The 25222-nt window shown below is 72.8% G+C and carries 26 protein-coding genes; 19 read left to right on the top strand and 7 right to left on the bottom strand.

The window, feature by feature from the left end; translation table 11 throughout:
- Positions 1 to 2 precede the first annotated feature (2 nt).
- Positions 3 to 503: a cation:proton antiporter regulatory subunit gene (locus ACZ6S5_RS01230; protein WP_465996470.1), complete on the bottom strand. Its 501-nt coding sequence runs from the start codon at positions 501 to 503 to the stop codon at positions 3 to 5.
- Positions 504 to 533: 30 nt separating this feature from the next.
- On the opposite strand from ACZ6S5_RS01230, the gene ACZ6S5_RS01225 reads away from it, so the two are divergent.
- From ACZ6S5_RS01225 to ACZ6S5_RS01215, 3 genes are read left to right on the top strand one after another with little or no spacing between them, the layout of a single operon-like run.
- Entirely contained in the window at positions 534 to 1025 is a 492-nt protein-coding gene (locus tag ACZ6S5_RS01225) for a beta propeller repeat protein (protein ID WP_465996468.1), read from the top strand.
- A 60-nt stretch (positions 1026 to 1085) separates the two neighbouring features.
- Positions 1086 to 1631: a hypothetical protein gene (locus tag ACZ6S5_RS01220; protein ID WP_465996466.1), complete on the top strand. Its 546-nt coding sequence runs from the start codon at positions 1086 to 1088 to the stop codon at positions 1629 to 1631.
- A 39-nt stretch (positions 1632 to 1670) separates the two neighbouring features.
- Entirely contained in the window at positions 1671 to 2774 is a 1104-nt protein-coding gene (locus ACZ6S5_RS01215) for a beta propeller repeat protein (RefSeq protein ID WP_465996464.1), read from the top strand.
- Between the two features lie 164 nt (positions 2775 to 2938).
- Here the strand turns inward: ACZ6S5_RS01215 and ACZ6S5_RS01210 are convergent, their stop codons facing one another.
- A complete protein-coding gene (locus ACZ6S5_RS01210; RefSeq protein WP_465996462.1) occupies positions 2939 to 3169 on the bottom strand; it encodes a winged helix-turn-helix domain-containing protein in 231 nt (76 codons plus the stop codon).
- Between the two features lie 268 nt (positions 3170 to 3437).
- Between ACZ6S5_RS01210 and ACZ6S5_RS01205 the strand changes: the two genes are divergently transcribed.
- The 16 genes from ACZ6S5_RS01205 (at position 3438) to ACZ6S5_RS01130 (ending at position 16591) form a co-directional block, all read left to right on the top strand.
- The gene (locus ACZ6S5_RS01205) at positions 3438 to 3743 is read left to right on the top strand and encodes a DivIVA domain-containing protein (RefSeq protein WP_465996535.1); all 306 of its coding nucleotides are present in this window, start codon (positions 3438 to 3440) and stop codon (positions 3741 to 3743) included.
- The gene (locus ACZ6S5_RS01200; RefSeq protein WP_465996461.1) at positions 3740 to 4003 is read left to right on the top strand and encodes a hypothetical protein; all 264 of its coding nucleotides are present in this window, start codon (positions 3740 to 3742) and stop codon (positions 4001 to 4003) included. The genes ACZ6S5_RS01205 and ACZ6S5_RS01200 overlap by 4 nt, the downstream gene beginning before the upstream one ends.
- Positions 4004 to 4105: 102 nt before the next feature.
- On the top strand, positions 4106 to 6697 hold the full coding sequence (gene clpB / locus ACZ6S5_RS01195; protein WP_465996459.1) for an ATP-dependent chaperone ClpB: 2592 nt from the start codon (positions 4106 to 4108) through the stop codon (positions 6695 to 6697).
- A 147-nt stretch (positions 6698 to 6844) separates the two neighbouring features.
- Positions 6845 to 7222, top strand: a complete 378-nt coding sequence (locus ACZ6S5_RS01190) for a hypothetical protein (RefSeq protein WP_465996457.1) — start codon at positions 6845 to 6847, stop codon at positions 7220 to 7222.
- A gap of 92 nt (positions 7223 to 7314) precedes the next feature.
- Positions 7315 to 7944 (top strand): DUF4178 domain-containing protein, encoded by a 630-nt coding sequence (locus ACZ6S5_RS01185; protein ID WP_465996455.1) that lies wholly within the window; start codon positions 7315 to 7317, stop codon positions 7942 to 7944.
- Between the two features lie 2 nt (positions 7945 to 7946).
- On the top strand, positions 7947 to 8438 hold the full coding sequence (locus ACZ6S5_RS01180; protein WP_465996453.1) for a DUF2617 family protein: 492 nt from the start codon (positions 7947 to 7949) through the stop codon (positions 8436 to 8438).
- Positions 8435 to 8860, top strand: a complete 426-nt coding sequence (locus tag ACZ6S5_RS01175; protein ID WP_465996451.1) for a DUF4247 domain-containing protein — start codon at positions 8435 to 8437, stop codon at positions 8858 to 8860. Before ACZ6S5_RS01180 ends, ACZ6S5_RS01175 begins: the two co-directional genes overlap by 4 nt.
- A 37-nt stretch (positions 8861 to 8897) precedes the next feature.
- Positions 8898 to 9320 carry a DUF350 domain-containing protein gene (locus ACZ6S5_RS01170; protein ID WP_465996449.1) on the top strand — a complete coding sequence of 141 codons (423 nt, stop codon included), beginning with the start codon at positions 8898 to 8900 and terminating at the stop codon, positions 9318 to 9320.
- Between the two features lie 47 nt (positions 9321 to 9367).
- A complete protein-coding gene (locus tag ACZ6S5_RS01165; RefSeq protein ID WP_465996533.1) occupies positions 9368 to 10156 on the top strand; it encodes a hypothetical protein in 789 nt (262 codons plus the stop codon).
- Positions 10153 to 11721 (top strand): polyamine aminopropyltransferase, encoded by a 1569-nt coding sequence (locus ACZ6S5_RS01160; protein WP_465996447.1) that lies wholly within the window; start codon positions 10153 to 10155, stop codon positions 11719 to 11721. The genes ACZ6S5_RS01165 and ACZ6S5_RS01160 overlap by 4 nt, the downstream gene beginning before the upstream one ends.
- A 9-nt stretch (positions 11722 to 11730) precedes the next feature.
- The gene (locus ACZ6S5_RS01155) at positions 11731 to 12789 is read left to right on the top strand and encodes a hypothetical protein (protein ID WP_465996445.1); all 1059 of its coding nucleotides are present in this window, start codon (positions 11731 to 11733) and stop codon (positions 12787 to 12789) included.
- Positions 12790 to 12873: 84 nt separating this feature from the next.
- Positions 12874 to 13683, top strand: coding sequence for a hypothetical protein (locus ACZ6S5_RS01150; protein ID WP_465996443.1), 810 nt, complete (start codon positions 12874 to 12876; stop codon positions 13681 to 13683).
- Positions 13684 to 13756: 73 nt separating this feature from the next.
- Entirely contained in the window at positions 13757 to 14647 is an 891-nt protein-coding gene (locus ACZ6S5_RS01145) for a hypothetical protein (protein ID WP_465996441.1), read from the top strand.
- The gene (locus ACZ6S5_RS01140) at positions 14644 to 15450 is read left to right on the top strand and encodes an SDR family NAD(P)-dependent oxidoreductase (protein WP_465996439.1); all 807 of its coding nucleotides are present in this window, start codon (positions 14644 to 14646) and stop codon (positions 15448 to 15450) included. Before ACZ6S5_RS01145 ends, ACZ6S5_RS01140 begins: the two co-directional genes overlap by 4 nt.
- Positions 15451 to 15616: 166 nt before the next feature.
- Positions 15617 to 16156 (top strand): orotate phosphoribosyltransferase, encoded by a 540-nt coding sequence (gene pyrE, locus ACZ6S5_RS01135; protein ID WP_465996437.1) that lies wholly within the window; start codon positions 15617 to 15619, stop codon positions 16154 to 16156.
- A 57-nt stretch (positions 16157 to 16213) separates the two neighbouring features.
- Positions 16214 to 16591 (top strand): ArsR/SmtB family transcription factor, encoded by a 378-nt coding sequence (locus ACZ6S5_RS01130; RefSeq protein WP_007073957.1) that lies wholly within the window; start codon positions 16214 to 16216, stop codon positions 16589 to 16591.
- 207 nt (positions 16592 to 16798) lie between these two features.
- On the opposite strand, the gene ACZ6S5_RS01125 is transcribed toward ACZ6S5_RS01130, so the two are convergent.
- From ACZ6S5_RS01125 to ACZ6S5_RS01105, 5 genes are all read right to left on the bottom strand, one after another.
- The gene (locus tag ACZ6S5_RS01125; protein WP_465996531.1) at positions 16799 to 17581 is read right to left on the bottom strand and encodes a DedA family protein; all 783 of its coding nucleotides are present in this window, start codon (positions 17579 to 17581) and stop codon (positions 16799 to 16801) included.
- Positions 17582 to 17748: 167 nt separating this feature from the next.
- On the bottom strand, positions 17749 to 20265 hold the full coding sequence (locus ACZ6S5_RS01120; protein WP_465996435.1) for a polynucleotide kinase-phosphatase: 2517 nt from the start codon (positions 20263 to 20265) through the stop codon (positions 17749 to 17751).
- Positions 20262 to 21695, bottom strand: a complete 1434-nt coding sequence (locus ACZ6S5_RS01115) for a 3' terminal RNA ribose 2'-O-methyltransferase Hen1 (protein WP_465996433.1) — start codon at positions 21693 to 21695, stop codon at positions 20262 to 20264. Before ACZ6S5_RS01115 ends, ACZ6S5_RS01120 begins: the two co-directional genes overlap by 4 nt.
- Before the next feature lie 109 nt (positions 21696 to 21804).
- The gene (locus ACZ6S5_RS01110) at positions 21805 to 23367 is read right to left on the bottom strand and encodes an LPXTG cell wall anchor domain-containing protein (RefSeq protein ID WP_465996431.1); all 1563 of its coding nucleotides are present in this window, start codon (positions 23365 to 23367) and stop codon (positions 21805 to 21807) included.
- Positions 23368 to 23573: 206 nt separating this feature from the next.
- The gene (locus tag ACZ6S5_RS01105; RefSeq protein WP_465996429.1) at positions 23574 to 25103 is read right to left on the bottom strand and encodes an LPXTG cell wall anchor domain-containing protein; all 1530 of its coding nucleotides are present in this window, start codon (positions 25101 to 25103) and stop codon (positions 23574 to 23576) included.
- Between the last annotated feature and the right edge of the window lie 119 nt (positions 25104 to 25222).

Below are 25222 nucleotides of genomic sequence, written 5' to 3'. Positions count from 1 at the left end.
CCTCAGCCGTCCGGGTCTGTCTCGGCGAGGATCGCGGTCACCCCGTCGAGCCCCTGCCGGGTGCCGACCACGACCACCACGTCACCGGCGGCGAAGCGGAAGGTGGGATCGGGCGAGACGATCACCTCGCCGTCCCGCAGCACGGCCACGATGGACGCGCTGGTGCGGGTCCGCGCCTTGGTGTCACCCAGTCGCCTGTTGACGTACCGGGAGCCGGCCGGGATCGCGATCTGCTCGGTGAGCAGCCCGGCGGCCTGCTCGCGCAGCCCGGAGAGCTGGCCGAGCATCAGCGACGCGCCGAGGATGTCGGCCAGCGCCTCGGCCTCGTCGTCGGTCAGCGGTATGTCGTGCTGACAGGAGTCGGGATCGTCCGGGTCGTAGAGGACCAGGTCCCGGCGGCCATTGCGGTGGGAGACCACGCCGAGCCGGCGGCCGGATTCCGTCACCAGATCGTGACGTACGCCGATCCCCGGTAGGGCAGTCTGTTCGACACGTACTCGCACCCACGCGAGGCTACCGTGCCCGGAGGCCGGATGAAGGCGCGAAGATCGTTCCCGCTGGTCGCCCTGCTGGCGTTGTTCTCCCTCGCGGCCTGCGCGATCCTCGTCGACACCCGGCAGCCGTCGCCGGACCCGTTCTTCCCGACGACCCGGCCGCCGAGGGCCGACCAGGTCGAGGTGCGCAGCGTTCAACTCGCCGTCGCGAACGGGTACGACCGGCCGTACGTCGAGTTCGGCGACGCCGACCACGGGTATGCCCTCTTCGCCTCCTGCGGCGGGCGGCCGCCCGGGCCGGACTGTCCGGCACTGCTCCTCGCCACCGCGGACGGTGGGCGTTCCTGGCATCGGATCCCGCATCCGCGCCCGCTGGCGAGGGAGCAGCGGCTCGAGGTCACGGCGGACGTGCCGGCCCTCTTCGTGCCCGGGGAGGGCTGGTACTTCTCCCTGGACGACGGGAGCAGCTTCCAGCACGAGCGTGGTGCGGCCCTGCCCCCGGTCGTATTGGCGCTCCGCAGCCAGGTCTAGGTCGACGACCGCACCGGCCGGCTCGTCAGGTGGCACGGGGGTGTCTGGCGACCGCTGCCCGTGCAGCCGCCCCTGTCCCGTCCGCAGAGCGTGTACGGCAGCGACGGACTGGTGGTCGCGGCCTCCGTCGCCGGCGGGCGACCGGTGCTCGCCGTCTCATTCGACGCGGGCGCCCACTGGCGCCGGCCCCGGGTGGCGACCCCGGACGGGGAGATCGTCAGGATCCGGGTGGCGCCGTCGGTGCGCGGCGATGTCTGGCTGATCGGTGAGCGGCGGGATCCGGCCCGGTTTCCCGCCCTCTGGCACTACGACGGCGACTGGCGACCGGTGATGGTGGATCGCTACCCGGAGCCCTTCGTGTCGCTGGTGCCCTTCGGTGAGAGCCGAATGGCGGTGAGCGGTCCCGACGGCGGGGGTCTGGTCACCGCCCCCGACGGTCACTACGTCGACCGGGCGTGGCCGCTGCGCGGAGATCACCAGCTGAACCTCCTCTTCGACGGCACGCTGCTGGCCCGCGGACCGGAGGACGTGCTGCTGTGCGAGCGCGGTGGTGACCACTGGGTGCGGGTGGTCCTGGATCGGCGTCGCCCCTCGACGGACAATTGACCCTCCCACCCAGGAAGGCGGCCCTGCCGAGGAGGTCCGATGATCGGTCGGAAGCTTCTCCCGGTCGTCGCGGTGCTGCTGCCGGCCCTCGCTGCCTGCTCGATCGGCGACGTCCGGCGGCCGCCGCCGACCCGGGCGGCAGCGTCGCACCGCCCGGTGCCGACCGCGCCGGTGGCGCCACGGGTCGTCGACATCGACGAGGTACGCCACGTCCGGGTCGCCGTCCCGGAACGGTACGACCGCCCCTTTGTCGAGTTCGTCGACGCCGATCACGGCTACGCCCTCTTCGCCGCCTGCGACGGCCGGCCGCCCGGCCGGGGTTGCGGCGCCCACCTGTATTCGACCCTGGACGGCGGGCGCTCCTGGCAGCCGTTGCGGCACCCGCGTCCGGTAGCCGAGGACCAGCAGCTCTACGCGGCCCCCGGTGTGCTGGCGCTGCTCGCCGAGCCCTACGGCTGGTACACCTCGACCGACGGCGGTGCCAGCTTCACCCACACCACCGGGGGCGGGCTGCCGCCGGTCCTGGTGGGCGCCCGCGGTCGCTTCCAGGTCATCGAGGCGCTGGGCAAGGTCGGCGAGTGGGACGGCCAGCGGCTGCGTCCACTGGTCACCCAGCCGTCCGTATCCGGGCTGAACACCGTCGGCCTGGACGGTGATCTGCTCGTGGCGGCCGGTGCGGCCGGTGGGCGGCCGTACGCGGCGATCTCCCGGAACCATGGGCGGAACTGGCGGGCGACACCGGTGCCGGCGCCGGACGGCGAGGTGGGCGTGCTGCGGTTGACGCTCGCGCCGGACGGCGGCGTGTGGCTGGTCGGCGAGCGGCCGGACCGGACGGGCTTCCCGGCGCTCTGGCGGTTCGTGGGCCCGGCGTCGTGGGAGCGGGTCCGCGCCGACGGGCATCCCGCGAAGGCACTGTCGGTGGCGCCGATCGGCGCCGGGCTGCTCGCGGTGACGGGCCCGGGCGGGGTGGGCGTGGTGGCCGGGGGTCGTTACTACCACGTCGACTGGCCGCTGACCGCCGACCACTACCTGACGGTGCTCGCCGATGGGACGATCGCCGCCCGCGGGCCGGACGACGTCATCCTCGGGACGGGGTGGACGGCCAACCGGCGCTGGATCAAGGTGATCCTGGACGGCGACTGACCGGCTGGCCGGCGGTGCCGGGCGGGTGCCGGTGACGGGCCCGGAGGGGGCGGCCCTCGTCGTCGACGGCCGGAGTTCCCACCGGCCCGACAGCCTCGGCCCCTGCGCGTGGTGGTGGCGTCCTTCGAGCTGAGTCACTTACGCCATTAGCCCGGACGTCCAGATCAGGAAGCCGGTTCTCGGGAAGTGACGTAGATGCCTTTGCCCTGGTGGCCCTCGACCAAGCCTTCCGCTTGGAGGATCAACAGCGCCGAGCGGACCGGCTCTGCGGAGACTCCGTAGTGCGCGATCAGCTCACGCAGGGACGGCAGCTTGTCGCCGGGGGCGTACTCGCCCGAGGCGATCTTGTCTCTGATGTCCTGCGCGATCCGCTGGCGGTCGGGAACTCGGGGCATGGCGACAACTCCTGGTAGGCCCCAAGATCTTCCCACGCAAAAGACACGTCAGCCAACACTTCACGTGCTTAGCATGCTTACTCCTTGTCATTGCATGCTTTGCATTGTATGTTCCTCGTGCGGATGCCTTCGGCGGAAAGCCTGGTAGGCAAACCGGCCTCCGGTTGGCAACCGTCACGGGCACGACTGGTCACGCGCGGGACCAGTCGTGCCGCTCCCGCTGGCTCGCAGGTGCTCGGAAGAAGGGCGAACCATCGTGCGCAACCTGCTGTATCTGCTGTTCAGACGGCGTAATGCCGGTCCGGCCAATCGGCCTCCGGCCGGCCCCTACCGTTCGACGTCGTACCTCCCGTTGCGGCCCTGGCAGGTGCGGGGCCGGAACTTCGCCACCCGCCGGCGGGGTCTGGACCCGATCGAGGTTGCCGCGTTCCTCGATCGCGTCGCCGGTGACCTCGCCGCCGCACATGACGAGGTCGTTCGGAGCCGGGATGAGGCAGCGCGGATCAAGGACGCGCTCCGCGAGTGGCAGTCCCGCCAAGCCCCCACCGCGCGCGACCTGGCCCGGCACTCGTGACCGGGCGGTACGTCATCCACCTGCCGGTCCGCGCGCCGGACCTGGCTCCGGCGAAGATGATGGGTCGGACGGCGGGCCGGTCGCTGGCCTTCCTCGCCGCCGTCGACCTCGGCGGGATCACCGTCTCGACCGAGGACAACCAGTGCGTACGCCATTGGGTCTTCTGCGACCGCAAGCTCGACGGCGGCCGGCGGTGCGTCCTGCGCGCGGATCACGAGACGCCCTGCACCGCACGCCTGCCTGGGCGGCCGGGTCGGTGATGTCCTCGGCGTAGTGAGCCAGGTCACACCTGTGGAGTTGAGCGGAATAGACTCAACTCTGGTTGTGTCTCTTTGAGTGGACACGCCGATCCGGGGGAGCCCATGAACACGGAACGCCTCACCACCAAGAGCCGCGAGACCATCACCGGTGCCGTCGCGCTGGCGAACCAGCGCGGCCACGCCACCGTGGAACCCTGGCACCTGCTGCTGTCGCTGCTGGACACCGAGGGCTCGACCGCCGCCGGCCTGCTGCGCGCCGTCGGGGCCGACCCCGCCGAGCTGCGCCGGGTCGCCCAGCGCTCGGTCGACGCCCTGCCCGCCGCGCGCGGCTCCAGCATCGCCGAGCCGACCCTGGCCCGCGAGTTCGTCAACGCCATCGGCGCCGCCGAGCAGATCGCCCGGCCGCTGGGCGACGAGTACACCTCCACCGAGCACCTGCTCGCCGGCCTGGCCCGGGTGGGCGGCGCGGTCTCCGTCGCGCTGAAGAACGCCGGCGCCACCGAGGAGAACCTGGTCGCCGCCTTCCCGACCGTCCGGGGCGGGGACCGGCGGGTCACCACCGCCGACCCGGAGGAGGGCTACCAGGCCCTCTCGAAGTACGGCGTCGACCTGACCGCGAGCGCCCGCGAGGGGAAGATCGACCCGGTCATCGGCCGGGACTCGGAGATCCGCCGGGTGATCCAGGTGCTGTCCCGGCGAACCAAGAACAACCCGGTGCTGATCGGTGAGCCCGGCGTCGGCAAGACCGCCATCGTCGAGGGCCTCGCCCAGCGCATCGTCGCCGGTGACGTGCCCGAGTCGCTGCGCGACAAGAAGCTGGTCTCGCTTGACCTCGGCGCGATGGTGGCCGGCGCGCAGTACCGCGGCCAGTTCGAGGAGCGGCTGAAGTCGGTGCTGGAGGAGATCAAGAACTCCAACGGCCAGGTCATCACCTTCCTCGACGAGCTGCACACCGTCGTCGGCGCAGGCAAGGGCGAGGGCTCGATGGACGCCGGCAACATGCTCAAGCCGATGCTCGCCCGCGGCGAGCTGCGGATGGTCGGCGCGACCACGCTGGACGAGTACCGCGAGCACATCGAGAAGGACCCGGCGCTGGAGCGTCGCTTCCAGCCGGTCCTGGTCGGCGAGCCGACCATCGAGGACACCATCGGCATCCTGCGCGGCCTGAAGGAGCGCTACGAGGTGCACCACGGCGTCCGGATCACCGACGCCGCGCTGGTCGCCGCCGCCGCCCTCTCCGACCGCTACATCACCGACCGCTTCCTGCCGGACAAGGCGATCGACCTGGTCGACGAGTCGGCGTCCCGGCTCCGGATGGAGATCGACTCCCGGCCGGTCGAGGTGGACGAGATCGAGCGGGCGGTGCGCCGGCTGGAGATCGAGGAGATGGCGCTGGCCAAGGAGCCGGACGCCGCCTCCGCCGAGCGGCTGGAGCGGCTGCGTAAGGAACTGGCCGACAAGCGCGAGCAGCTCACCGTGCTCTCCGAGCGCTGGCAGCTGGAGAAGAGCCACATCACCAAGCTCTCCACCGCCAAGGAGGAGCTGGAGCGGCTGGGTGGCGAGGCTGAGCGAGCCGAGCGCGACGGCGAGCTGGAACGCGCCGCCGAGCTGCGGTACGGCCGGATCCCCGCGCTCAAGGCCGAGCTGAAGCAGGCCGAGGAGGAGCTGGCCCGGCTCCAGGCCGACGGCGCGATGCTCAAGGAGGAGGTCGGCGCCGACGACATCGCCGCCGTGGTCGCCTCCTGGACCGGCATCCCGGCCGGCCGGCTGCTCGAGGGCGAGACCGCCAAGCTGCTCCGGATGGAGGAGTCGCTGGGGGCCCGCGTGGTCGGCCAGTCCGAGGCGGTCGCCGCGGTCTCCGACGCGGTCCGCCGCGCCCGGGCCGGCGTCGCCGACCCGGACCGCCCGACCGGCAGCTTCCTCTTCCTCGGCCCGACCGGCGTCGGCAAGACGGAGCTGGCCAAGGCGCTCGCCGGGTTCCTCTTCGACGACGAGCGGGCCATGGTCCGCATCGACATGAGCGAGTACGGCGAGAAGCACTCGGTGGCCCGCCTGGTCGGTGCCCCGCCCGGCTACGTCGGCTACGAGGAGGGCGGCCAGCTCACCGAGGCGGTGCGCCGCCGGCCGTACTCGGTGATCCTGCTGGACGAGGTGGAGAAGGCCCACCCGGACGTCTTCGACGTGCTGCTCCAGGTGCTCGACGACGGCCGGCTCACCGACGGCCAGGGCCGCACCGTGGACTTCCGCAACGCGATCCTGATCCTCACCTCGAACCTGGGTTCGTCGGTGATCAGCGACCTGACGCTGGCCGAGGAGCAGCGCCGGGAGGGCGTCCTCGCGGTGGTCCGGTCGCACTTCAAGCCGGAGTTCCTCAACCGCCTCGACGACATCGTGGTGTTCGCCGCCCTCCAGGGCGAGGACCTGCGGGCCATCGTCGACATCCAGCTGGACCGGATGCGAGCCCGTCTTGCGGACCGCCGATTGGCGCTGGACATCAGCGACGCCGCCCGGGTGTGGCTCGCCGAGCACGGGTACGACCCGATCTACGGTGCCCGCCCGCTGCGCCGGCTGGTCCAGTCGGCCATCGGTGACCAGCTCGCCAAGGCGCTGCTGGCCGGCCAGATCCGCGACGGCGACACCGTCAAGGTCGACCTCTCCGACCCCAAGGAGTCCCTGACGGTCACCGCCGCCTGACCATCCCGGCCCGGCCGGAGCCCCGCACGGGCACCGGCCGGGCCGGGGTCGTTGATCAAGAAGTTCGCGTCACGGAAATCACGCCCGCCGACGCAAAGTTCTTGGTCAACAGGGTGGGCGGCGGTCGTGGTGGGCAAGAGGGAGGGCATGTTGGGGATCGGGAAGAAGGATCGGGAGCTGGAGGCGGCCGTCAAGGAGCTCGCCGGGGCGGACACCCTCGCCTTCGGCGGGGTGGGGATCGCCTCGCAGATCCTGCCGGCGACGGACGCGTACCGGCACGTCGAGCGGGCGCTGCGCGAGCATCCGGAACGCGCCCGGAAGAAGGTCGACTGGCTGCTCGCGCACGGGTCGCCGGCCGGGAAGGCGTACGCGGCGGCGCTGCTGGACACCGTGGACCGGGCGGCCGGCCGGGCGGCCTGGGAGCGGCTGCGCGACGACGACGCCGAGTTCACCACGTTCAGCGGCTGCGTCATGGGTCGCGCCACCCTCCGCGAGTACGCCACCGAACGCCTCGCCGGGGCCTGACCGTAGCTGACCGCTCACTCAGTGAGCGGGACTTCGGCGCACGTGCACCGGGTTGTTACCGTCTCCGCCGACGCACGTGGGGAGGCGGGGTCGTGGACGGAACTTTGGCGTACCTGGTGGCGGGACTGGGGTGCCTGCTCGGGGTGGCCGGCGTGGTGATCGCCGTGGTGGCGCTGAGCCGGACTCGATCCAAGCCACGCCCACAGGCCCCGAGCGACCCGTTCCGCGACCGGGACGCCGACGCGCTGCGCGGCGACCCCCGCACGCTCAAGCCCGGCGACATCGTGGAGATCCGGCAGGTGCCGTACACCGTGCGCGGCTCGGTGCATCTGGTCGAGGGCGGCTGGAGCTGGGCCGAGCACCTGCTCGACGACGCCGGCGGGGTGAAGCGCTGGCTCTCCGTCGAGGCGGACCCGGAGCTGGAGCTGGTGCTCTGGACCGGCGAGCCGTCCGCCACCGTCACCCCCGGCGCGCCGACCCTGGAGATCGCCGGCCGGCGCTACCACTGGGACGAGTCCGGCCAGGCGAAGTACACCGCCACCGAGGGCACCGGCCTCGACCCGCGCGGCACCATGCGCTACCACGACTACCAGGCGCCCGGCGGGGCCCGGCTCTCCTTCGAGGCGTACGGCGAGGCCGGCTGGGAGGTGAACCTCGGCGAGAAGCTGCACCGCGCCGAGGTGATGATCTACCCGCAGGGCGGCCCGGAGCAGGTGTCCTGAGGGTGCTGGTCGACCTGGACGCGCCGTACGTCGACACCCGCGCCGCCGACCTGAGCCTCAGCCTGGGCGGCCCGGAACGTCCGGCCCTGCACGTGCGCGAGCTGACCCTGCCCGGCGGGCTGCGGCTGCGGCTGCGCCTGCTCGGCGCCTCGCACCAGGTGGTCCTCGGCGACCTCACCGAGACCGTCGCCTGCCTGCCCGGGCGCCCGCCGCACCTGCCCGACACGCTGCACGACGAGAGCGCCGGCTACCGGTTCACCGCCACGGTGCTCCGGCCCGTCGGGGACGGCCTGCGCACCCGGGTCGCCGCGCTCCGCGCCGACCTGGCCGACGACCCGTACGCGCTGGTCGGGGTCTTCCCCGGCGACGTCGACGCGGTCACCGCGCTCTCCGTACGCCCCGACCCACCGGACGGGTCGGTGGCCTGGCGCACCTGGCACGCGTATCCGCAGACCAACGAGCTGGTCCTGACCGAGACGGTGGTGGCACTGTGACGTACCGACGCTGGTTCGTGGTGGGCGTGGCGTTCGCCGTGATCGGCGCGCTGGTCGCCGCCTTCGCCATCTTCTACGGCAACTTCTCGCCCCGCGGGTACGTGCAGGACCACTACGCCAGGGCGAGCAGCCGGGACATCGGCTCCGACGCGGTCGCGTACACCTCGAACAAGGCCCCCAGCCAGGTGTCCAAGGACCTCACCGACGCCTGGCAGCCGGCCGACCAGTACGTCGACGGCAGCGGCGTCTACCTGCGCTACGACGACGACTCGGTGGTGATCCTGCCGCTCGCCGCCGGCTCGGTGATCCTGCTGGAACGGCTGACCACCGCGTACCCGCGCTACCACTCCCGGGTGGGCAACCACTGGGGCTGGGGCCGGGGCAGCACGGTCCGCGGTGGCGGACCCGGCGCCGGCAAGTGACCTGACCTCTCCCACCTGACGAATCCTGGAGTCCCCTGTGCAGACGCTGGTCACCGATCTGCTGGTCACGCTCGCCTACGGCGTGGTCGGTGTGGCCCTGATGGCCGTCGGCTACGTCCTGGTCGACGTGGCCACCCCCGGCAAGCTCCACGAGCTGATCTGGGTCGAGCGCAACCGCAACGCGGCGCTGCTGCTCGCCTCGAACCTGGCCGGCGTGGGCACCATCGTGGTCTCCGCGATCGCCGCCAGCGCGGACGACTTCGTCCTCGGCCTGGTGGGCGCGGCCGCGTACGGCATCCTCGGCCTGGTCATCATGGCGGCGGCGTTCCTGCTGCTCGACGTGGCCACCCCGGGCAAGCTCGGGGAGATCCTGGTCGACCCGGAGCCGCACCCCGCGGTCTGGGTGTCCGCCGTGGTCCACCTCGCCACCGGCGCGATCATCGCCGCCGCGATCAGCTGATGACCGGCACGAAGCCGCCGGCGAAGCAGAAGAAGGCCACCTGGGCCATCTGGCTGGCCGTCGGCCTGGTCCTCCTCGGCTGTGTGGTGGCGGGCGCGCTCAACAACGACGGCGACAACGCCGTGCCGGCGCCCGCCACCGACGAGCGGGCCGACACCGTGGCGATCCTCCGCGACTCCTCCACCAACCAGGACATCTGCTACGGCTGGGTGCTGACGGACTACTGGGAGTACGGCGACGACGCGATCAGCGCCGGCTCGAACCTCGGCGACGGGGTGCGGGTGGCGGAGAACCCGAGCTGCCCGCGCTGGGTGCAGGTGGCGGCCAGCATCCGCTACGTCTCGGAGAGCAGCGAGAGCAACGACACGGCCCGCGTCGAGGTGACCGGTTCCCCGGACATCGACCCCGCCGACCTCTACCGGATGCAGGCCGGGCTGGCCCGGTTCGGGCTCACCGACGACGTCTTCGTCGACGACCCCGGCTGGGCCGTCACCCGGGCCGCCGTCATGCTGCCGCTGCTCGCCGTCGAGGCCGGGCTGGCCCAGCCGACCACCGCCACGCCGACCGCCGACGCGGCCGGCCCGTCGCCGCTGCCCGACGCCGGCAGCGACCTGTGGCGGGACCGCTGGGGTTCGCTCCTCGCCGCCGCCGGGATCCTGCTGTTCGGCGCGCTGCTCATCGGCGTGGGCGTGACCCGCCGCCGCTGGGCGACTGCTCCGGGTCGCGGCGCGGCGCCAGACGCGCCGAGCCGGAGTGGTCGCAAGCGCCGGGGAGTCGCGCCCGCGCAGCGCGCCGGGGCGGACCCGGTGGCCGCGCGTACCCGGGAGAAGGCGTGACCACCGACGCGCCGGCGCGGCCGCGGTGGCGGCCGGCCCGCGCGGCGGTCCTGCTCGCGGTCTTCGTCTGCGCGGCCTGCGGCCTGGTGTACGAGCTGGCGCTGGTCGCCCTCGGCAGCTACCTGATCGGCGACGCGGTCGGGCAGGCGTCGATCGTGCTCGGCGTGATGGTCTTCGCGATGGGCGTCGGCGCGCTGGTGGCGAAGCCGTTGCAGTCCCGGGCCGCGGCGGCCTTCGCGGTGATCGAGCTGACCCTCGCCCTGCTCGGCGGCCTCTCCGTGCTCGGCCTCTACGCCGCGTTCGCCTGGCTCGACCTGTACGCGCCGGCCCTGGTCGGCACCGCGTTCGTGCTCGGCCTGCTGATCGGCGCGGAGATCCCGCTGCTCATGGTGCTGCTGCAACGCATCCGCGAGCAGTCCGCCGGCAGCGCGGTGGCGGACCTCTTCGCCGCCGACTACGTGGGCGCGCTGCTCGGCGGCCTGGCCTTCCCGTTCCTGCTGATGCCGGTGTTCGGGCAGCTCAAGGGCACCCTGGTGGTGGGCGCGGTGAACGCGGTCGCCGGCCTCGCGCTGGTCGGCACGGTCTTCCGGGCCGACCTGGGCCGCGGCGCCCGGCTCGCGCTCGGCGCCGGCTCCGTCGTGGTCGCCCTCTGCCTCGGGTACGCCTGGGTCACCGCGCACGACTTCGAGGTGACCGCGCGCCAGCAGCTCTACCGGGACCCGGTGGTACACGCCGAGCGCAGCCGCTACCAGGAGATCGTGCTGACCCGGTCGGTGCGGGAGATCGGCCACGCCGACACCGACCTGCGACTGTTCCTCAACGGCGACCTCCAGTTCAGCTCGATCGACGAGTACCGCTACCACGAGTCGCTGGTGCACCCGGCCATGAACGGCCCGCACGGCGAGGTGCTGGTGCTGGGCGCCGGGGACGGGTTGGCGCTGCGGGAGATCCTCAAGTACCCGGACGTGCGTCGGGTGACCCTGGTCGACCTCGACCCGGCCGTGGTGCGGCTGGCCCGTACCGTGCCGCAGCTGCGCGAACTCAACCACCACTCGTTCGCCGACCCCCGGGTCCGGGTGCTCAACCTGGACGCGTTCGGCTGGCTGCGGACCGCCGCGGACCGCTTCGACGTGATCGTCGCCGACCTGCCCGACCCGGACGAGACCGCCACCGCCAAGCTCTACACCGTCGAGTTCTATGCGCTGATCCGCTCGGTGCTCGCCCCCGGCGGCCGGCTGGTGGTGCAGGCCGGGTCGCCGTACTTCGCGCCCAGGTCGTACTGGTCGATCGAGCACTCGATCCGGGAGGCCGGCTTCGCCACCGTGCCGTACCACGTGGACGTGCCGAGCTTCGGCGACTGGGGGTACGTGCTCGCCGCGCCGGGCGGCACCCCGCCCGCGCTGGCCCTGCCCGCGGACGCGCCGCCGCTGCGCTTCCTCACCCCGTCGGTGCTCGGCGCGGCGGCCACCTTCCCCGCCGACCGAGCCCGGCTGGACGTGCCCGCCTCCACGTTGTTGCAGCCCAGGGTGCTGGAGTACGCCCGCACGGAGTGGCGCGGCTACTAGTTTCGGGGCATGGTGCCCGGATCGCCCCGTCGCGGCGCCGCGCGGAATCCCGGGTGGCTGCGCCGGCGGCTCCCGACCCGGGCGATCGACGCGGCGTCGTACCTCCAGGCGTTCGTCCTCTCCGGGGTGGTCACCGTGCTCGCCGTGCGGGCGTACCTCAAGGCCACCGGGTATCCGCAGCTCGGCGGGGGCGGGCTGCACATCGCCCACGTGCTCTGGGGTGGCCTGCTGCTGGCCGTGGGCCTCGGCGTCGCGCTGGTCTTCCTCGGCGGCGGGCCGCGGACCGCCGGGGCGATCGTCGGTGGGATCGGCTTCGGCCTCTTCATCGACGAGGTGGGCAAGTTCGTCACCACCCGGACCGACTACTTCTACGCCCCGGCCGCCGGCATCATCTACGGAGCGTTCGCCCTACTCGTCCTGCTCACCCAGGCGGTACGCGGCCGGCTGCGGCTGACTCCGGACGAGCGGATCGCCAACGCCCTCGACATGGTGCTCGGCGGGGTGCCGGGCGGCCTCACCGACCGGCGGCGGATCGCCGTGCTGCGCCTGGTCCAGGGCACCGGCCCGACCGTCGAGGCGGCGATGGTACAACTGCTCGACGCGGTGCCCCGACGGGAACCGCCGCCGGTGCGGTTCTGGCAGCGCGCGGCGGCCCGGGCCCGCCGGCTCGCCGCCTGGATGGCCGCCCGGCGCTGGCTGGTCTGGCCGGTGGTCGTCTACCTGGTGGTGGAGCCGGTGGTCACCGTGGTCTCGGTGGCGCTCGCCGGGGTGACCGGCGAGCTGAACCAGCAGCGGGAGTGGGGCGCCGTGCTCGGCACTTCGGTGGCCGCGCTGATCACCGCCGTGCTGAGCGTGCGGGCGGCCCTGCGGCTGCGCGGGGACCGGCTCGACGCGTTCCGGCTGTTCAAGCTGGCCCTCCTGGTCGACCTGCTGTTCGGGCAGATCTTCAACTTCACGGTCAACCAGTTCGGGGCGGTCTTCGCCCTCGTCCTCGACCTCGTCCTGCTCGGCGTGGTCACCGCCGAGCACCGCCGGCTGCGCCGGGAGGCGACGGCGTACCCGCGCTGAGCGTGCGGCGGGTCCCGGGTCGCGTCCGCTGCCGATCCGCCCCGGGCTGGTTACCGTGGTCCTGCTGTCCAGGGAAGGAGAATCATGGTCGATGCCTCCGGAACACCGGCCCGTGCCCGTCCGGGCGTGGTGACGACATCCAGCTGGCTGCTCATCCTCGTCGCCGCCATCCAGGTGGTGAACCTGATCCTGACGCTCAGCACCATCGGCACGGTCCGGGACGTCCTCCGGGAGGCCTACCGGGGCACCTCGGTCGAGCAGGCGGCCGACTTCGCCTGGGTGTTCGGCCTCGTCGGGGCCGTGCTCGCCCTGCTGCTCGCGGTCGCGCTCGTGGTCCTGGCCATGCTGAACAACCGGGGACGCAACGGCGCCCGGATTACCACCTGGGTGCTGGGCGGGATCCTGATCTGCTGCTCCGGCGGCAGCCTGCTCAACAACGCCGCCGGCGGCCTGATGAACGGCGGCTCCACCAACGGTGACGTGCCGAGCGGGCAAGAGATCCAACGCCGGCTCCAGGACGCGCTGCCCGGCTGGTACGGCCCGGTCACCACGCTGCTCGGCGTGCTCGCCGTGCTCGCCCTGCTGGCGGCCCTGATCCTGCTGGCGCTACCGGCGGCCAACGAGTTCTTCCGCAAGCCGAAGCAGCCGGCCTGGGAGCCCCCGGTGCCGGGTGCCGCCTGGCCGGCGTACCCGCAGGCGCCCGGGCACCCATCCGCGCCCGGCTATCCGCCGGCCCCGGGCTACCCGCCGGCCCCCGGCCAGCCGGGTCAGCCGGGCCAGCCGGGTCAGCGCTCAGCGTCGGGCGAGGGCGGTGCGCCGGGGCCGGCGGAGCGGCCCGGTCCGCCGCCCGGGTCCGGCGAGCATCGCGAACCCGAGCCGCCACCCGGAAGCTGACTCCCCGGATAAGAGCGACGCCGACGATCCCTCCGAGTAGGTTGCAAGCCGACGCCTACCGGAGGGACTCGTCGTGTCGTACCCCGTTCAGGCCGCGTCCCGCCGACCGGGGGCGGTGGTCTCGGCGGCGGTGGTGCTGCTGCTGATGGCGGCCGGCGCCGTCGTGTACGCGGTCACCGGCTTGGCCGTGCTCGGCGGCACGGTGAGCCGGTTCCGCGACGCGGCGAGCGCCGGCGGGGCCGGGCAGCGCGAGATCGACGAGGTGGTGTCGGTGCTGCGCGGCACCACGGCACTGTCGGCCGTGGTCGGTGTGGTGACCGGACTGGTGCTGGTCGGGCTCGCGCTCGGCCTGCTCTCCGGTCGCCCCGGCGCCCGGGTGGGCACCTGGGTGGTTGCCGGCCTCGGCCTGTTCTGCGGTTGCTGCGGGCTGGCGGTGGTGGTCGGCCAGCGCGCCGCGCCGTTGCAGGTGAGCGCCGACGGGCGGGCAACGGCCGAGTTGTTCGGCCGGCTCGGCGACGCGTACCCGGGCTGGTGGATCCCGGTGAACGCCGCCGTCGCGGTGGCGCAGGTCCTCGGCTACCTGGTGGTCGCGGCGCTGCTGCTCTCCCCGGCGGCCGGCGCCTTCCTCCGCCGCCGCCCCGCCCCCACCGGCCCGCCGTCCGCGCCGCCGGCTCCCGGTTACGGCCCGGCGTCGGCACCACCGGCTCCCGGTTACGGCCCGGCGCCGGCTTCGGGTTACGGCCCACCACCCGTGGCCGGATACCCCGCGTCGGCGCCACCCGCTCCCGGGTACGGCCCGGCGTCCGCGCCGCCCACCCCTGGTCCGGCCGCCCCGACGTCCGGCCCCGCGTCCCCCTGGGCGTCGCCGGGTCCGGCCACACCGATGCCTCCGCCCGGGACACAGCCGGCCCCGCCACCCACCCCGCCGTCCGGCCCGACCCCGCCCCCCGAGGACCGCACGTGACCGACGTACCCCCCTCCCCGCTCCGCGCCCTGATCACCGGGGCCAGCCTGGGCATCGGTGAGGCGTTCGCCCGCCGGCTGGCCGCCGACGGGTGGGACCTGGTTCTGGTGGCCCGGGACGCCGGCCGGCTGGACGACCGTGCCGCCGAGCTGACCGGCCGGTACGGCCGCCAGGTCGAGACCATCTCCGCCGATCTGTCCACCGACGACGGCTGTGCCGCGGTGGAGCGCCGGCTGGTCGCCGGGCCTCCGGTCGACCTGCTGGTGAACAACGCCGGGATCAGCCTCAACACCTCGTTCGTCCGGTCGGCCGTCGAGGACGAGGCCCGGCTGCTCCGGCTGAATGTGCTGGCGGTGCTGCGGCTGACCCATGCGGCGCTCGGACCGATGATCGAGCGTGGCAGCGGGACAGTGATAAATGTCTCTTCGGTTGCCGGGTTCGGTGTGCCCATGCCGGGTTCGACGTACTCGGCCAGCAAGGCCTGGGTGACAAATTTCAGTGAATCGATCGGCCTTTCGGTCGCCCCGCTCGGCGTGCGGGTGATGGCGCTCTGCCCCGGCTACACCCGGACCGGTTACCACGAGCGGGCCGGCATCGACATGTCCCGTACCCCGCGCCGGCTCTGGCTGCGGGCCGACGACGTGGTCGCCGAAGCGCTCCGTGACCTGCGAAAAGGCAAGCTGGTCAGCGTGCCGGACTGGAAGTACAAGCTCGCCGTCGCGGGCCTGCGGCACGCGCCGCGCCGGCTGCTGCGGGGCTTCTCGCGGGACACCCGGGGGCGGGTGACGCGGGACGGGGACTGACCGGAGGCCCACCCGGCGGGCGTCCCGTCGGCGGGATCGGCGTCCTTCGGTGCCGGGGCGCGGTCGCACACCGTAGTCGCCGATCGCCACCCGTCGGTCGCCCGCAGGGTTGACCCGGGCGGACCCGAGAGACGGCTCCCAGACTTGCGCAGTACCCTCTATCGCCATGGGGCACCGCGACGACCTGCGTAAATTCATCACTGAGCTGGCTGTGGTCCATGGCCGCGTGGTGCTCTCGTCGGGCCGTGAGGCGGACTGGTACGTCGATCTGCGTCGCGTCACGCTCCATCACCGGGCGGCACCGTCGGTCGGTCGGGTGATGTGCGACCTCACCGCCGACTGGGAGTACGACGCCGTCGGCGGCCTGACCCTCGGGGCCGATCCGGTCGCCACCGCGATGCTGCACGCGTCCTCGGAGACCGACCGGCCGCTGGACGCGTTCGTGGTGCGCAAGGCGGGCAAGGCGCACGGCCTCCAGCGGCGCATCGAGGGCCCGGACGTCGCCGGGCGGCGAGTGCTCGCGGTGGAGGACACCTCGACGACCGGCGGCAGTGTGTTGACCGCTGTCGAGGCGTTGCGTGAGGCCGGGGCCGAGGTGGTGGGTGTGGCGGTTATTGTTGATCGAGGCGCCGGCGACGCGGTGCGAGCCGCCGGATTGCCGTATCGGGCGGCCTATACGTTGGCTGACCTCGGCCTTGTGGCGTAAAAGTTTGCCGATTCGGATCTGCTGATATGCAGGCGGATCGATGCTGCTGGTGGAAGGATGGAATACGTGGGAACTGCGTTGGCTGAAATGACCATGCCTCAGATCTCGCCGCTTGCCGGCGAGCCGATCGAACGTGCCGATGCCGAGCGTCTCGCCGGGGTCCTCAAGGCCCTCGCCGACCCCGCCCGGCTGCGGCTGCTCAGCCTGATCCAGTCGGCGCCCGAGGGTGAGGCGTGCGTGTGTGACCTCACCGCGCCGCTCGGCCTCTCGCAGCCGACGGTCAGCCACCACCTGCGCATCCTCACCGAGGCCGGCTTGCTGGAGCGGGAGAAGCGCGGTGTCTGGGCGTACTACCGGCTGGTGCCGACCGCGATCGCCACGATCGCGGATCTGCTCACCCCGCCGCGCAAGCGGGCCACCAAGAAGGCCCGCTGAAAATAGACGTGCCCGCCCGGGTCGATTGGCCGCCAGCCGATTCCGGACGGCCGTGGACCGTCTCGACCGAGCGGGGTGCCGGGTGGCGTGCCAGGGGTGGCGCCACCATCGGACGGTGACGGCTGCCCGTCATCCGTACCACGCGCAGGCCGACAGGTCGACGATGGCCGGCCCCCGTGAGGGGACCGGCCATCGGCGTGTCCGGGGTCAGCGGCGGTGCTGCCCGCCGTGGCCGTGCCGGTGGTCGTCGCCCTCGATCGTGTCCCGTACCGCCTCGACCGCGCCGGCCGCGCTGGCCGCCGCGACCATCGCGGCCGCCTCGCCGCGCTTGCGCGCCCGCCGGTCGCGGAGGAACTCGAAGAAGATCGGCAGCACCGAGATCAGGATGATCAGCGCCACCACCGGCAGGATGTACCGGTCGATCTTGTCGCCGATCGCGTTGTAGATCTGGTCGGCCAGCAGGTAGCCGACCAGCAGGATGCCGTCCACCCAGAGGAACGCCCCGACCACGTTCCAGATGAAGAACTGGCGGGCCGGCATGCCGAGCACGCCGGCCACCGGGTTGAGGAAGGTCCGCACGATCGGGATGAACCGGGCCAGCACCACGGCCTTCGCCGGGCCGAACTTCTGGAAGTAGTACTCGGCCTTCTCCACGTACTCCCGCTTGAACAGGCGGGAGTTGGGCTTGTCGAACATCCGCCGGCCGTACCGGGCACCGAGCCAGTGACCGAGCTGGGCCCCGGCGATCGCGCAGAGCGGGCCGCCGATCAGCAGCCCGGCCAGGGACAGCCGGGTGCCGGCCCCGAAGATCGCGTCGGCCACCGGTGAGGCGGCCACCCCGGCCAGGAAGAGCAGCGAGTCGCCCGGGAAGAAGAAGCCGACCAGCAGACCGGTCTCGGCGAAGAGGATCGCCCAGACGCCGATCATCCCGAAGGTGTGGATCAGGTCCTTCGGGTCGAGCGGGTTCAGAGCGACGCTCTCGGAGATCATCCGGGTCTTCTCAGCTGTGTCCACGGCCACAAAGGGTACCCGGAGCCGCGCGCGCCTCACGTCGGACCGCCCACCGACCAACGCTGGAAGCCGCACTTTCACGGAAAGAGTGGCCATGCGGCGACGAACAGCCACTCTTTCCGCGAATTTGCGCGCTCGCCAGGGGGCTACAGGCGCGGGTCGACCGGTTCCGACTCGCACGCGAGGATCGCGAAGACCAGCTCGTGGCGGCGCCAGAGCGGGGCGTCCCCGGCCAGCGCGTCCAGGGCGGCCAGGCCGAGCCCGTGCTCGTGCAGGGCCAGGCCACGCTTGCGGCCCAGCGAGCGCTTGCGCAGCGCGGCGAGCTGACCCGGCTCGGTGTACCCGGGACCGTAGATGATCCGCAGGTACTCCCGGCCCCGGCACTTGATCCCCGGCTGGAGCAGCGATCCCTTCGGCGAGCGGGCGGCCAGGCCGGCGTACGGCTTCACCACCATGCCCTCGCCGCCGGCCGCGGTCAGCGCCAGCCACCAGTCGGTCGCCGCCGCCACCGCCGCCGGATCGGTCAGGTCGACCACCTGCCGCCGGGTCGGGGTGAAGAACTCCGGGTCGGCCGCGCAGAGCCGGTCGGCCAGGGCCAGGTGCCACCCGTGGTCGCGGTCCGCGTAGCTCACCCCGGCCCCGGCCAGCACCGCGAACGGCGCCAGGGTCACCCCGCGCAGCCCGTCGGTCGGCCCGACGTACGCCCGGTACGCCGCCGAGTATGCCTCGACCTCGGCGCCCCGGTCGGCCATCCGGCCCCGCAGCTCTGCCACGGGCAGGCCCCGGCCGGTGGCGGCGTCCAGCGTGGCGAGCACCGCCGGCAGGGCGGCCCGGCCCGCCGCGCCGACCCCGGCGTACTGCTCGCGGATCAGGCTGCCCGCCTTCGCCGACCAGGGCAGCAGCTCGCAGTCGAGCAGCAGCCAGTCGGTGTCCAGCTCGGCCCAGAGACCGGCCGCGGTGACCGCGGCGCGGACCCGGGCCAGCAGCTCGTCGTCGAGCGGTGGCCCGAAGAACGGCCGGCCGGTACGGGTGTGCACCGCCCCGCCCGCGAACCGCCCCGGCTCCCGCTCCACCAGCACCACGGCCCGCGAGCCCATGTGCTTCTCCTCGCACACCACCCGGCCGACGCCGGCCGCGCGGTAGTCGGCGAACGCCTGCTCCGGGTGCTCCAGGAACCCGTCGACGGTCGACGTCGAGCAGGGCGCCATGGTCGGCGGCAGCCAGACCAGCCGGCCCGGGTCGAGCGCGTAGCGGCTCATCACCTCCAGCGCGGCGGCGGCGTTCTCGGCCGGCACGGTCAGCGTCCCGTACGGGTGGCTGAGGTGCCGCCGCCCGGTGACGTCGGCCAGGTCCAGCACGGTGTCCGGACGGGCCGGTTCCGGCGCGACCAACGGCCGGGCCGGGGCGTACCACTCCTTGATCGCCGGGACGGAGACCAGTTCCTTCTCCGGGTAGCGCAGCGCGGTCAGCCGGCCACCGAAGACGCAGCCGGTGTCGACGCAGATGGTGTTGTTCACCCACTCCGGCTCCGGCGTCGGCGTGTGCCCGTACACGACCATGGCCGAGCCCCGGTAGTCGCGCGCCCACGGGTAGCGGACCGGCAGGCCGTACTCGTCGGTCTCGCCGGTGGTCTCCCCGTAGAGCGCGAACGACCGCACCCGGCCGGACGTCCGGCCGTGGTAGGCCTCCTTCAGCCCGGCGTGCGCCACCACCAGCCGGCCGCCGTCCAGCACGTAGTGGCTGACCAGGCCGTCGATGAAGGTCGCCGTGTCGGCCACGAAGCTCGCCGGCTCCGCCGCCAGCTGGGCCATCGTCTCGGCCAGGCCGTGGGTGAGCCGCACGTCCCGGCCGCGCAGCTTGCGCAGCAGCTTCTGCTCGTGGTTGCCCGGCACGCAGATCGCGTGGCCGGCCGCCACCATGCCCATCACCAGGCGGAGCACGCCGGGCGAATCCGGGCCGCGGTCCACCAGGTCACCCACGAAGACCGCGGTACGCCCGGCCGGCGGCACCGCGTCCACCAGCCGGCCCGCGTCGTCGCGGTGCAGGGCGTAGCCCAGCCGGACCAGCAGCGCCTCCAGCTCCTCGCGGCAGCCGTGCACGTCACCGACGATGTCGAACGGCCCGGTCAGCTCGCGCCGGTCGTTGAACAGCTTCTCGTAGCGGATCTCCGCGGCGTCGATCTCCTCGGTCCCGCGCAGCACGTGCACCTTGCGGAAGCCCTCCCGGGCCAGCCGCCCGTACGACTGCCGCAGGTCACGCTGCATCCGGGCGAGCACCGCCCGGCCGTGGGTGCGGTCAGCCCGGGTCTGCGTACGCTCCCAGGCCAGCGCCTCCGGCACGTCCAGCACGATCGCCACCGGCAGCACGTCGTGCTCGCGGGCCACCTTGACCAGGGCGGCCCGGGCGTGCGGCTGGAGGTTGGTCGCGTCGACCACGGTGAGCCGGCCCCGGCGCAGCCGGATCCCGGCGACGTGGTGCAGCGCGTCGAACGCGTCGCCGGAGGCGGCCTGGTCGTTCTCGTCGTCGGCCACCATGCCGCGGAACGCGTCCGAGGAGAGCACCTGGCTGGGCCGGAAGTGCCGGCGGGCGAAGGTGGACTTGCCGGAGCCGGAGACGCCGACCAGCACCACCAGGGCGAGCTCGGGAATGTCCAGGGTGGTCATGCGCTGATCTCCTCCTTCCGGTTCAGCACCGCGATCTGCGTCGGACTTCCTACCTCGGGGTCTTCGTCGCCGACGCCGGCGATCGTGGCGAGGTAGCCGTGGGTGGCCGCCACCCGCTCCACCCAGGCCGCGAACTCGGCCCGGGTCCACTCGAACCGGTGGTCGGCGTGCCGGAACCGGCCCGCGCCCAGCCCCTCGTAGCGCACGTTGTACTCGACGTTCGGAGTGGTCACCACCACCGTGCCGGGCCGGGCGTGCCCGAACACGGCGTCCTCCAGCGCCGGCAGTCGAGGTGGGTCGAGATGCTCGATCACCTCCATCAGCGCCGCCGCGTCGTAGCCGCGCAGCCGGTCGTCCCGGTAGGTCAGCGCCGACTGCCACAGCCTGATCCGGTCCCGCTGCCGTTCCGGCAGCCGGTCCAGGCGCAGCCGCCGGGCGGCCAGGGTGAGCGCCTGGCTGGACACGTCGGTGCCGACGACCTCGGTGAACCGCCGGTCGGCGACCAGCGCGGTGAGCAGGGCGCCGCCGCCGCAGCCCAGGTCCAGCACCCGGGACGCGCCGCTGTCCCGCAGCGCGGCCAGCACCGCCTCGCGCCGTCGTACGGCCAGCGAGGCGCGGGGTGCCTCGGCCGGTTCCTCGCTCTCGACGCTGTCGTCGGCGGGCGGCTCGTCGGCCAGCCGCAGCTCGGCCAGGCGGGCCAGCGCCTCGCCGGCCAGGGCGCGGCGGTGCGCCAGGTAGCGGCGGGTGATCAGGCTCCGTTCCGGGTGGTCGGCCAGCCAGCCGGCGCCGGCCCGGAGCAGCTTGTCCACCTCGTCCGGCGCCACCCAGTAGTGCTTGGCGTCGTCCAGCACCGGCAGCAGCACGTACAGGTGGTTGAGGGCGTCGGCGAGCCGCAGCGTGCCGGTCAACGTCAGGTCGACGTACCGGCTGTCGCCCCACGCCGGGTACGCCTCGTCGAGCGGGATCGGGGTGGCGGACACCGTCCAGCCCAGCGGGGCGAAGACCCGTACGGCCAGGTCGACGCCGCCCCGGCAGCGCAGCACCGGCACCCGTACCGCCAGCGGGATGGCGGCGGCGGCCAGCTCGGGCCGGTCCCGGGACTCGCCGCGCAGCGCCGAGCGGAAGACCTTGGCCAGGGCCGAGGAGAGCAGGCTGGACGCGGCGTACGGGCGGTCGTTGACGTACTGGCCGAGGGTGAAGCTGTCCGGGGTGGCCGCCGACTTCCGACCCCGCCCACGACCGCCGCCGAGCTTGAGCGGGTCCACCTCGACCAGCAACGCCGCGGTGCACCGCTGCTCGTCCGCCTCGGGGTAGAGCACGTGCGCGGTGCCGGCGGGCAGGTCGAAGCTCTGCACGCGGTCCGGGTGCTTGACGAGGAGGTGGCCGAGGTCGGTCGCCGGGCGGTGGGTCGTGGTGAGGGTCAGCAGCACCCGTCGATGGTGGCAGCTCCTTCGATCTTGCGTCGTCCCGTTTTCCCCGGTACGTACGACGATGCCCCGCCGACCTCGGGTCGGCGGGGCATCAGTGCTGTCGTACGGGTCAGGCCACGAAGCGGGTCCGGCGGCGGCGGGCCACCGCGTAGCCGCCGACGCCGGCGGCGAGCAGCAGCGCGCCGATCCCGGCGATCAGGCCGGTGGAGGAGCCGGTGATCGGCAGGGTGCCGCCACCACCCTGGCCACCGTGACCGGTCGCGTTGACGACAATCTTGGCGAGGTCGTTGGCCGGCTTCAGGTCGTCCTTGAAGCCGCCCTCGCACTTGCACTCGACGTTGACCTGCACACTGCCGGTCGCGTTCGGCACGACCTTGTCGATCCGGAGGCGGAACGGCAGGCCCACCGTCTGGCCGGCGATGAGGACGGGGCCCGGGAAGCAGCGGTACTTGGCCGCCCCCGGCTTGCCCGCGTCGTCGAAGTTCGCACCGTCACCCTTGAACGGGGCGCAGTTCCACGGCACGTCGACCGCGGTGGTGCCGGTGGGGACGGTGATGTCGATGATCGTCGCGTCGGCGCCGGAGCGGCTGTGGTCCAGCGTGGCCGGACCGTTGTTGCGCACGCCGAGATCCGCGCGGACCTCCGCACCCTTCTTGCCGCTCAGTTCGGCTCCGACCGCCGCGAGGTCGGCACCGCGCTTCCCGAGCACGTGCACGGTCAGGCCGGAGAAGTTGTTCGTGGGGTCGACGTCGGTCTGGGCGGCCCGGTTGCGGGTGGCCTTGCCGAGCGTCAGCTTCGCCCCGGTGCCCCGCGTCGCGGTCTTGATGCCGGCCTTCTCGGCGGCGCCGATCAGGTCCTCGAAGTCACCCGGAGTGATGAACTGGGTGTACGCATGGGCCGTGCCCGGCGCGTAGGTGTCCGGCCGGAGGGAGTAGTGGAAATCGGTGGAGCGGGTCTCACCGGCCGCGATCTCCTCGTCGAACTCGCAGGCGATGAGGATGTCTTGGAAGTAGTAGCAGTTGCTCCACCGGTCGGCCGGGGTGATCGCCCAGTCCTGGTCGAACAGGGCCACGACGCCCTTGGCGGTGGTCCCGCCGACGTTGCTCACCGTGACCGGTGCCGAGAAGTTGCCGTAGTTCTTCGCGATGTCGACGCTGAGCTCGGTGTCCGGACCGCCCGCCAGGTCGACGCCCTCACCGACGCGGATCTGGGACGTCCAGGTCGCCCGGTCGGTGTCACCCGTCTGGACGGTGATCTTCAGGTCGCCCTTGTCGTCGAGCTTGGCGGCGTCGGTCGGCGCGATCTTCACCCGGGTCGGGAAGCCGCCGAAATACGGGTCCACGACGACGTCGAAGTGCTCTCGGCAGACGAGGACACCCGCCTCCGGGGCGGTGCAGTCGTCGCTGTCGTTCTCGCCGGTGAGCGTGACCTTATCGGCCAGCGTGCGGTAGTCGTACCGGATCGCGACGTCGCGCAGGACCGTGCTTTCCTCGGCGTAGAGGACCGCGGACTTCACCACGCCGTCGGTGCCGACGGCGACGGTGGTGTCCGGGAAGAACGCGAAGATCCGGGGGGTGGTCTCGGCGGCGGCCGGGCTGGCGGAGGCGGCGACGAACGCGCCTACGACACCGAGCCCGGCGAGCCAGCGCCGAGTCGAGGGATTGAGCTTCAAGGGGGTCCTCCCGTGGAAAGTGCCAGGTGCGGCCCGTGGAGCTTAGAGATCCCTTAAGTCGCCGCGCTGCCCCCCGCCGACGCGGAGCGCGGATATTGACCGATCGGCTGACCGGCCATGCCGCAACGGCGGTGCGGGGCCTGATGAAAGACGGCACCCCGCCGGCCCGGGAAGGGGCCGGCGGGGCGCCGGTGGTGTCGTGCGGATCAGGCCACGAAGCGGGTCTTCCGGCGGCGGGCCACCGCGTAGCCGCCGACGCCGGCGGCGAGCAGCAGGGCGCCGATCCCGGCGATCAGGCCGGTGGCGGAACCGGTGATCGGCAGGGTGCCTCCGCCGCCACCACCCTGGCCGCCGTCGCCGTTACCGCCGTCGCCGGTCGGGTTGATCACGATCGCAGCGCTGTCGTTCTTGCTGTTCGGGTCGCCGGCCAGCTTGACGGCGACCGCACCGGAGGCGTTCGGCACGACCTTGTCGATGCGCAGGGCGAACTCGTAGGTGTACTTCACGCCCTTCGGGGTCTCGCTCGCCGTGCAGGCGTACTGCTTGGCGCCCGGCTCACCCCAGTTGCCGTTCCACTCGTCCCAGTCCTCGTCGGTGGTGTACGGCTGGCAGTCGCCAGCCACGTCGACGGCCGTGGTGCCCTCGGGGATGGTCACCCGGAACAGCGGTCCGGGCTGGTACTCGAGCAGCGCCGGGCCGAGGTTCGTGAAGCTCGGGACGACCCGGACGACGTCGCCCTTCTTGCCGCTGGCCTTCGCACCCGCCACGGCCAGGTCCGCCGGGTGGTCACCGGTCACCGACACGGTGATCTGGGTCCAGTTGTTCAGCGTGTCGGGGTCGGTCTGCGGCGCCTGGGACTTCGCGCCGGTCTTCTCGACCAGGCGCAGCTCGGCACCGGTGCCCGGGTCGCCGGTCGCCCAGTCCTTGCTGAGCAGCGTCCAGTCGTCCTTGGTCCACCAGTTCGTGATGGCACCGAGGTGGGCGCCGGTGCGGGCGTCCTTGTGGACCCGGACCGGCAGGGGGGTCTCGAGCTGGTACGTCTTGCCCGGCTCCAGGTCCTGGTCGAAAGTGCAGACGGTCGCGCCGTATTCGATGATGCGGCAGTTGGCGAAGTCACCGGCGTACTCCGCCAGGTAGTCCGAGCCGAAGATCATGACCGCTCCGTGGCTGGTCGTCTCGGAACCGTTGCGGACCACGGGCTGGATGCCGACCTTGGCACCCGGGGCGCCACTGACCGTGAGTTCCGGGTCGGACTGCAGGTCGACGGCCTCGGCCATGGTGACAGTCATCTTGGCGGAGGCCGTCTTGCCGCCGCTGGTGACGGAGAAGGTGATGTCGCCCGTCTCGCCGGGCGTGGCCTTGTCCTTGCCGCTGATCTGGAAGCCCAGGTCCGGCTGGAAACCCTCGGGGAGGTCGGCCTCGCAGTGCAGCTTCGTCTCCGAGAGGTCGCACGTCCAGTCGTCGCCCATGCCGGGCGGCTCCATCACGGCGAAGTCGCTGATGCCCGTGAGGTCGGCTTCCAGCGTGGTGTGGCCGAAGTTCGACTCCTGCTCCGAATCGCCCGGCATGGCGAACACGTAGCCGTAGACGATGTGCCCGGGGGCGACGAGCAGGTCCTGCGTGTAGAGCTTGAAGGGGGCGTCGGCGGCGACGGCGGGGGCGGCGGAGGCGGCGACGAACGCGCCTGCGACGCCGACTCCGGCCAGCCAGCGCCGAGTCAGGGGGCTGAGCTTCAAGGGGGTCCTCCGGTGGGAATGCCAGGTGCGGCCCGTGGAGCTTAAAGATCCCCTAAGCAGCCCCGCCGCCCCGGACCGCCCGCAAGAGCGGATATTGACCGAACGGATGAGCGACGGCG

The sequence above is a fragment of the Micromonospora sp. NPDC051924 genome (genome assembly GCF_055586005.1).
The sequence above is the reverse complement of the archived record's forward strand: the minus strand, read 5'-3'. Positions and strand labels throughout refer to the sequence as shown.

Coding starts and splice junctions, on each gene's coding strand:
- ACZ6S5_RS01225 (WP_465996468.1), top strand. CDS start 534: ATGAAGGCGCGAAGATCGTTCCCGCTGGTCGCCCTGCTGGCGTTGTTC.
- ACZ6S5_RS01125 (WP_465996531.1), bottom strand. CDS start 17,581: ATGATCTCCGAGAGCGTCGCTCTGAACCCGCTCGACCCGAAGGACCTG.
- clpB (WP_465996459.1), top strand. CDS start 4,106: ATGAACACGGAACGCCTCACCACCAAGAGCCGCGAGACCATCACCGGT.
- ACZ6S5_RS01215 (WP_465996464.1), top strand. CDS start 1,671: ATGATCGGTCGGAAGCTTCTCCCGGTCGTCGCGGTGCTGCTGCCGGCC.
- ACZ6S5_RS01210 (WP_465996462.1), bottom strand. CDS start 3,169: ATGCCCCGAGTTCCCGACCGCCAGCGGATCGCGCAGGACATCAGAGAC.
- ACZ6S5_RS01190 (WP_465996457.1), top strand. CDS start 6,845: ATGTTGGGGATCGGGAAGAAGGATCGGGAGCTGGAGGCGGCCGTCAAG.
- ACZ6S5_RS01150 (WP_465996443.1), top strand. CDS start 12,874: ATGGTCGATGCCTCCGGAACACCGGCCCGTGCCCGTCCGGGCGTGGTG.
- ACZ6S5_RS01120 (WP_465996435.1), bottom strand. CDS start 20,265: ATGACCACCCTGGACATTCCCGAGCTCGCCCTGGTGGTGCTGGTCGGC.
- ACZ6S5_RS01130 (WP_007073957.1), top strand. CDS start 16,214: ATGGAATACGTGGGAACTGCGTTGGCTGAAATGACCATGCCTCAGATC.
- ACZ6S5_RS01155 (WP_465996445.1), top strand. CDS start 11,731: ATGGTGCCCGGATCGCCCCGTCGCGGCGCCGCGCGGAATCCCGGGTGG.
- pyrE (WP_465996437.1), top strand. CDS start 15,617: ATGGGGCACCGCGACGACCTGCGTAAATTCATCACTGAGCTGGCTGTG.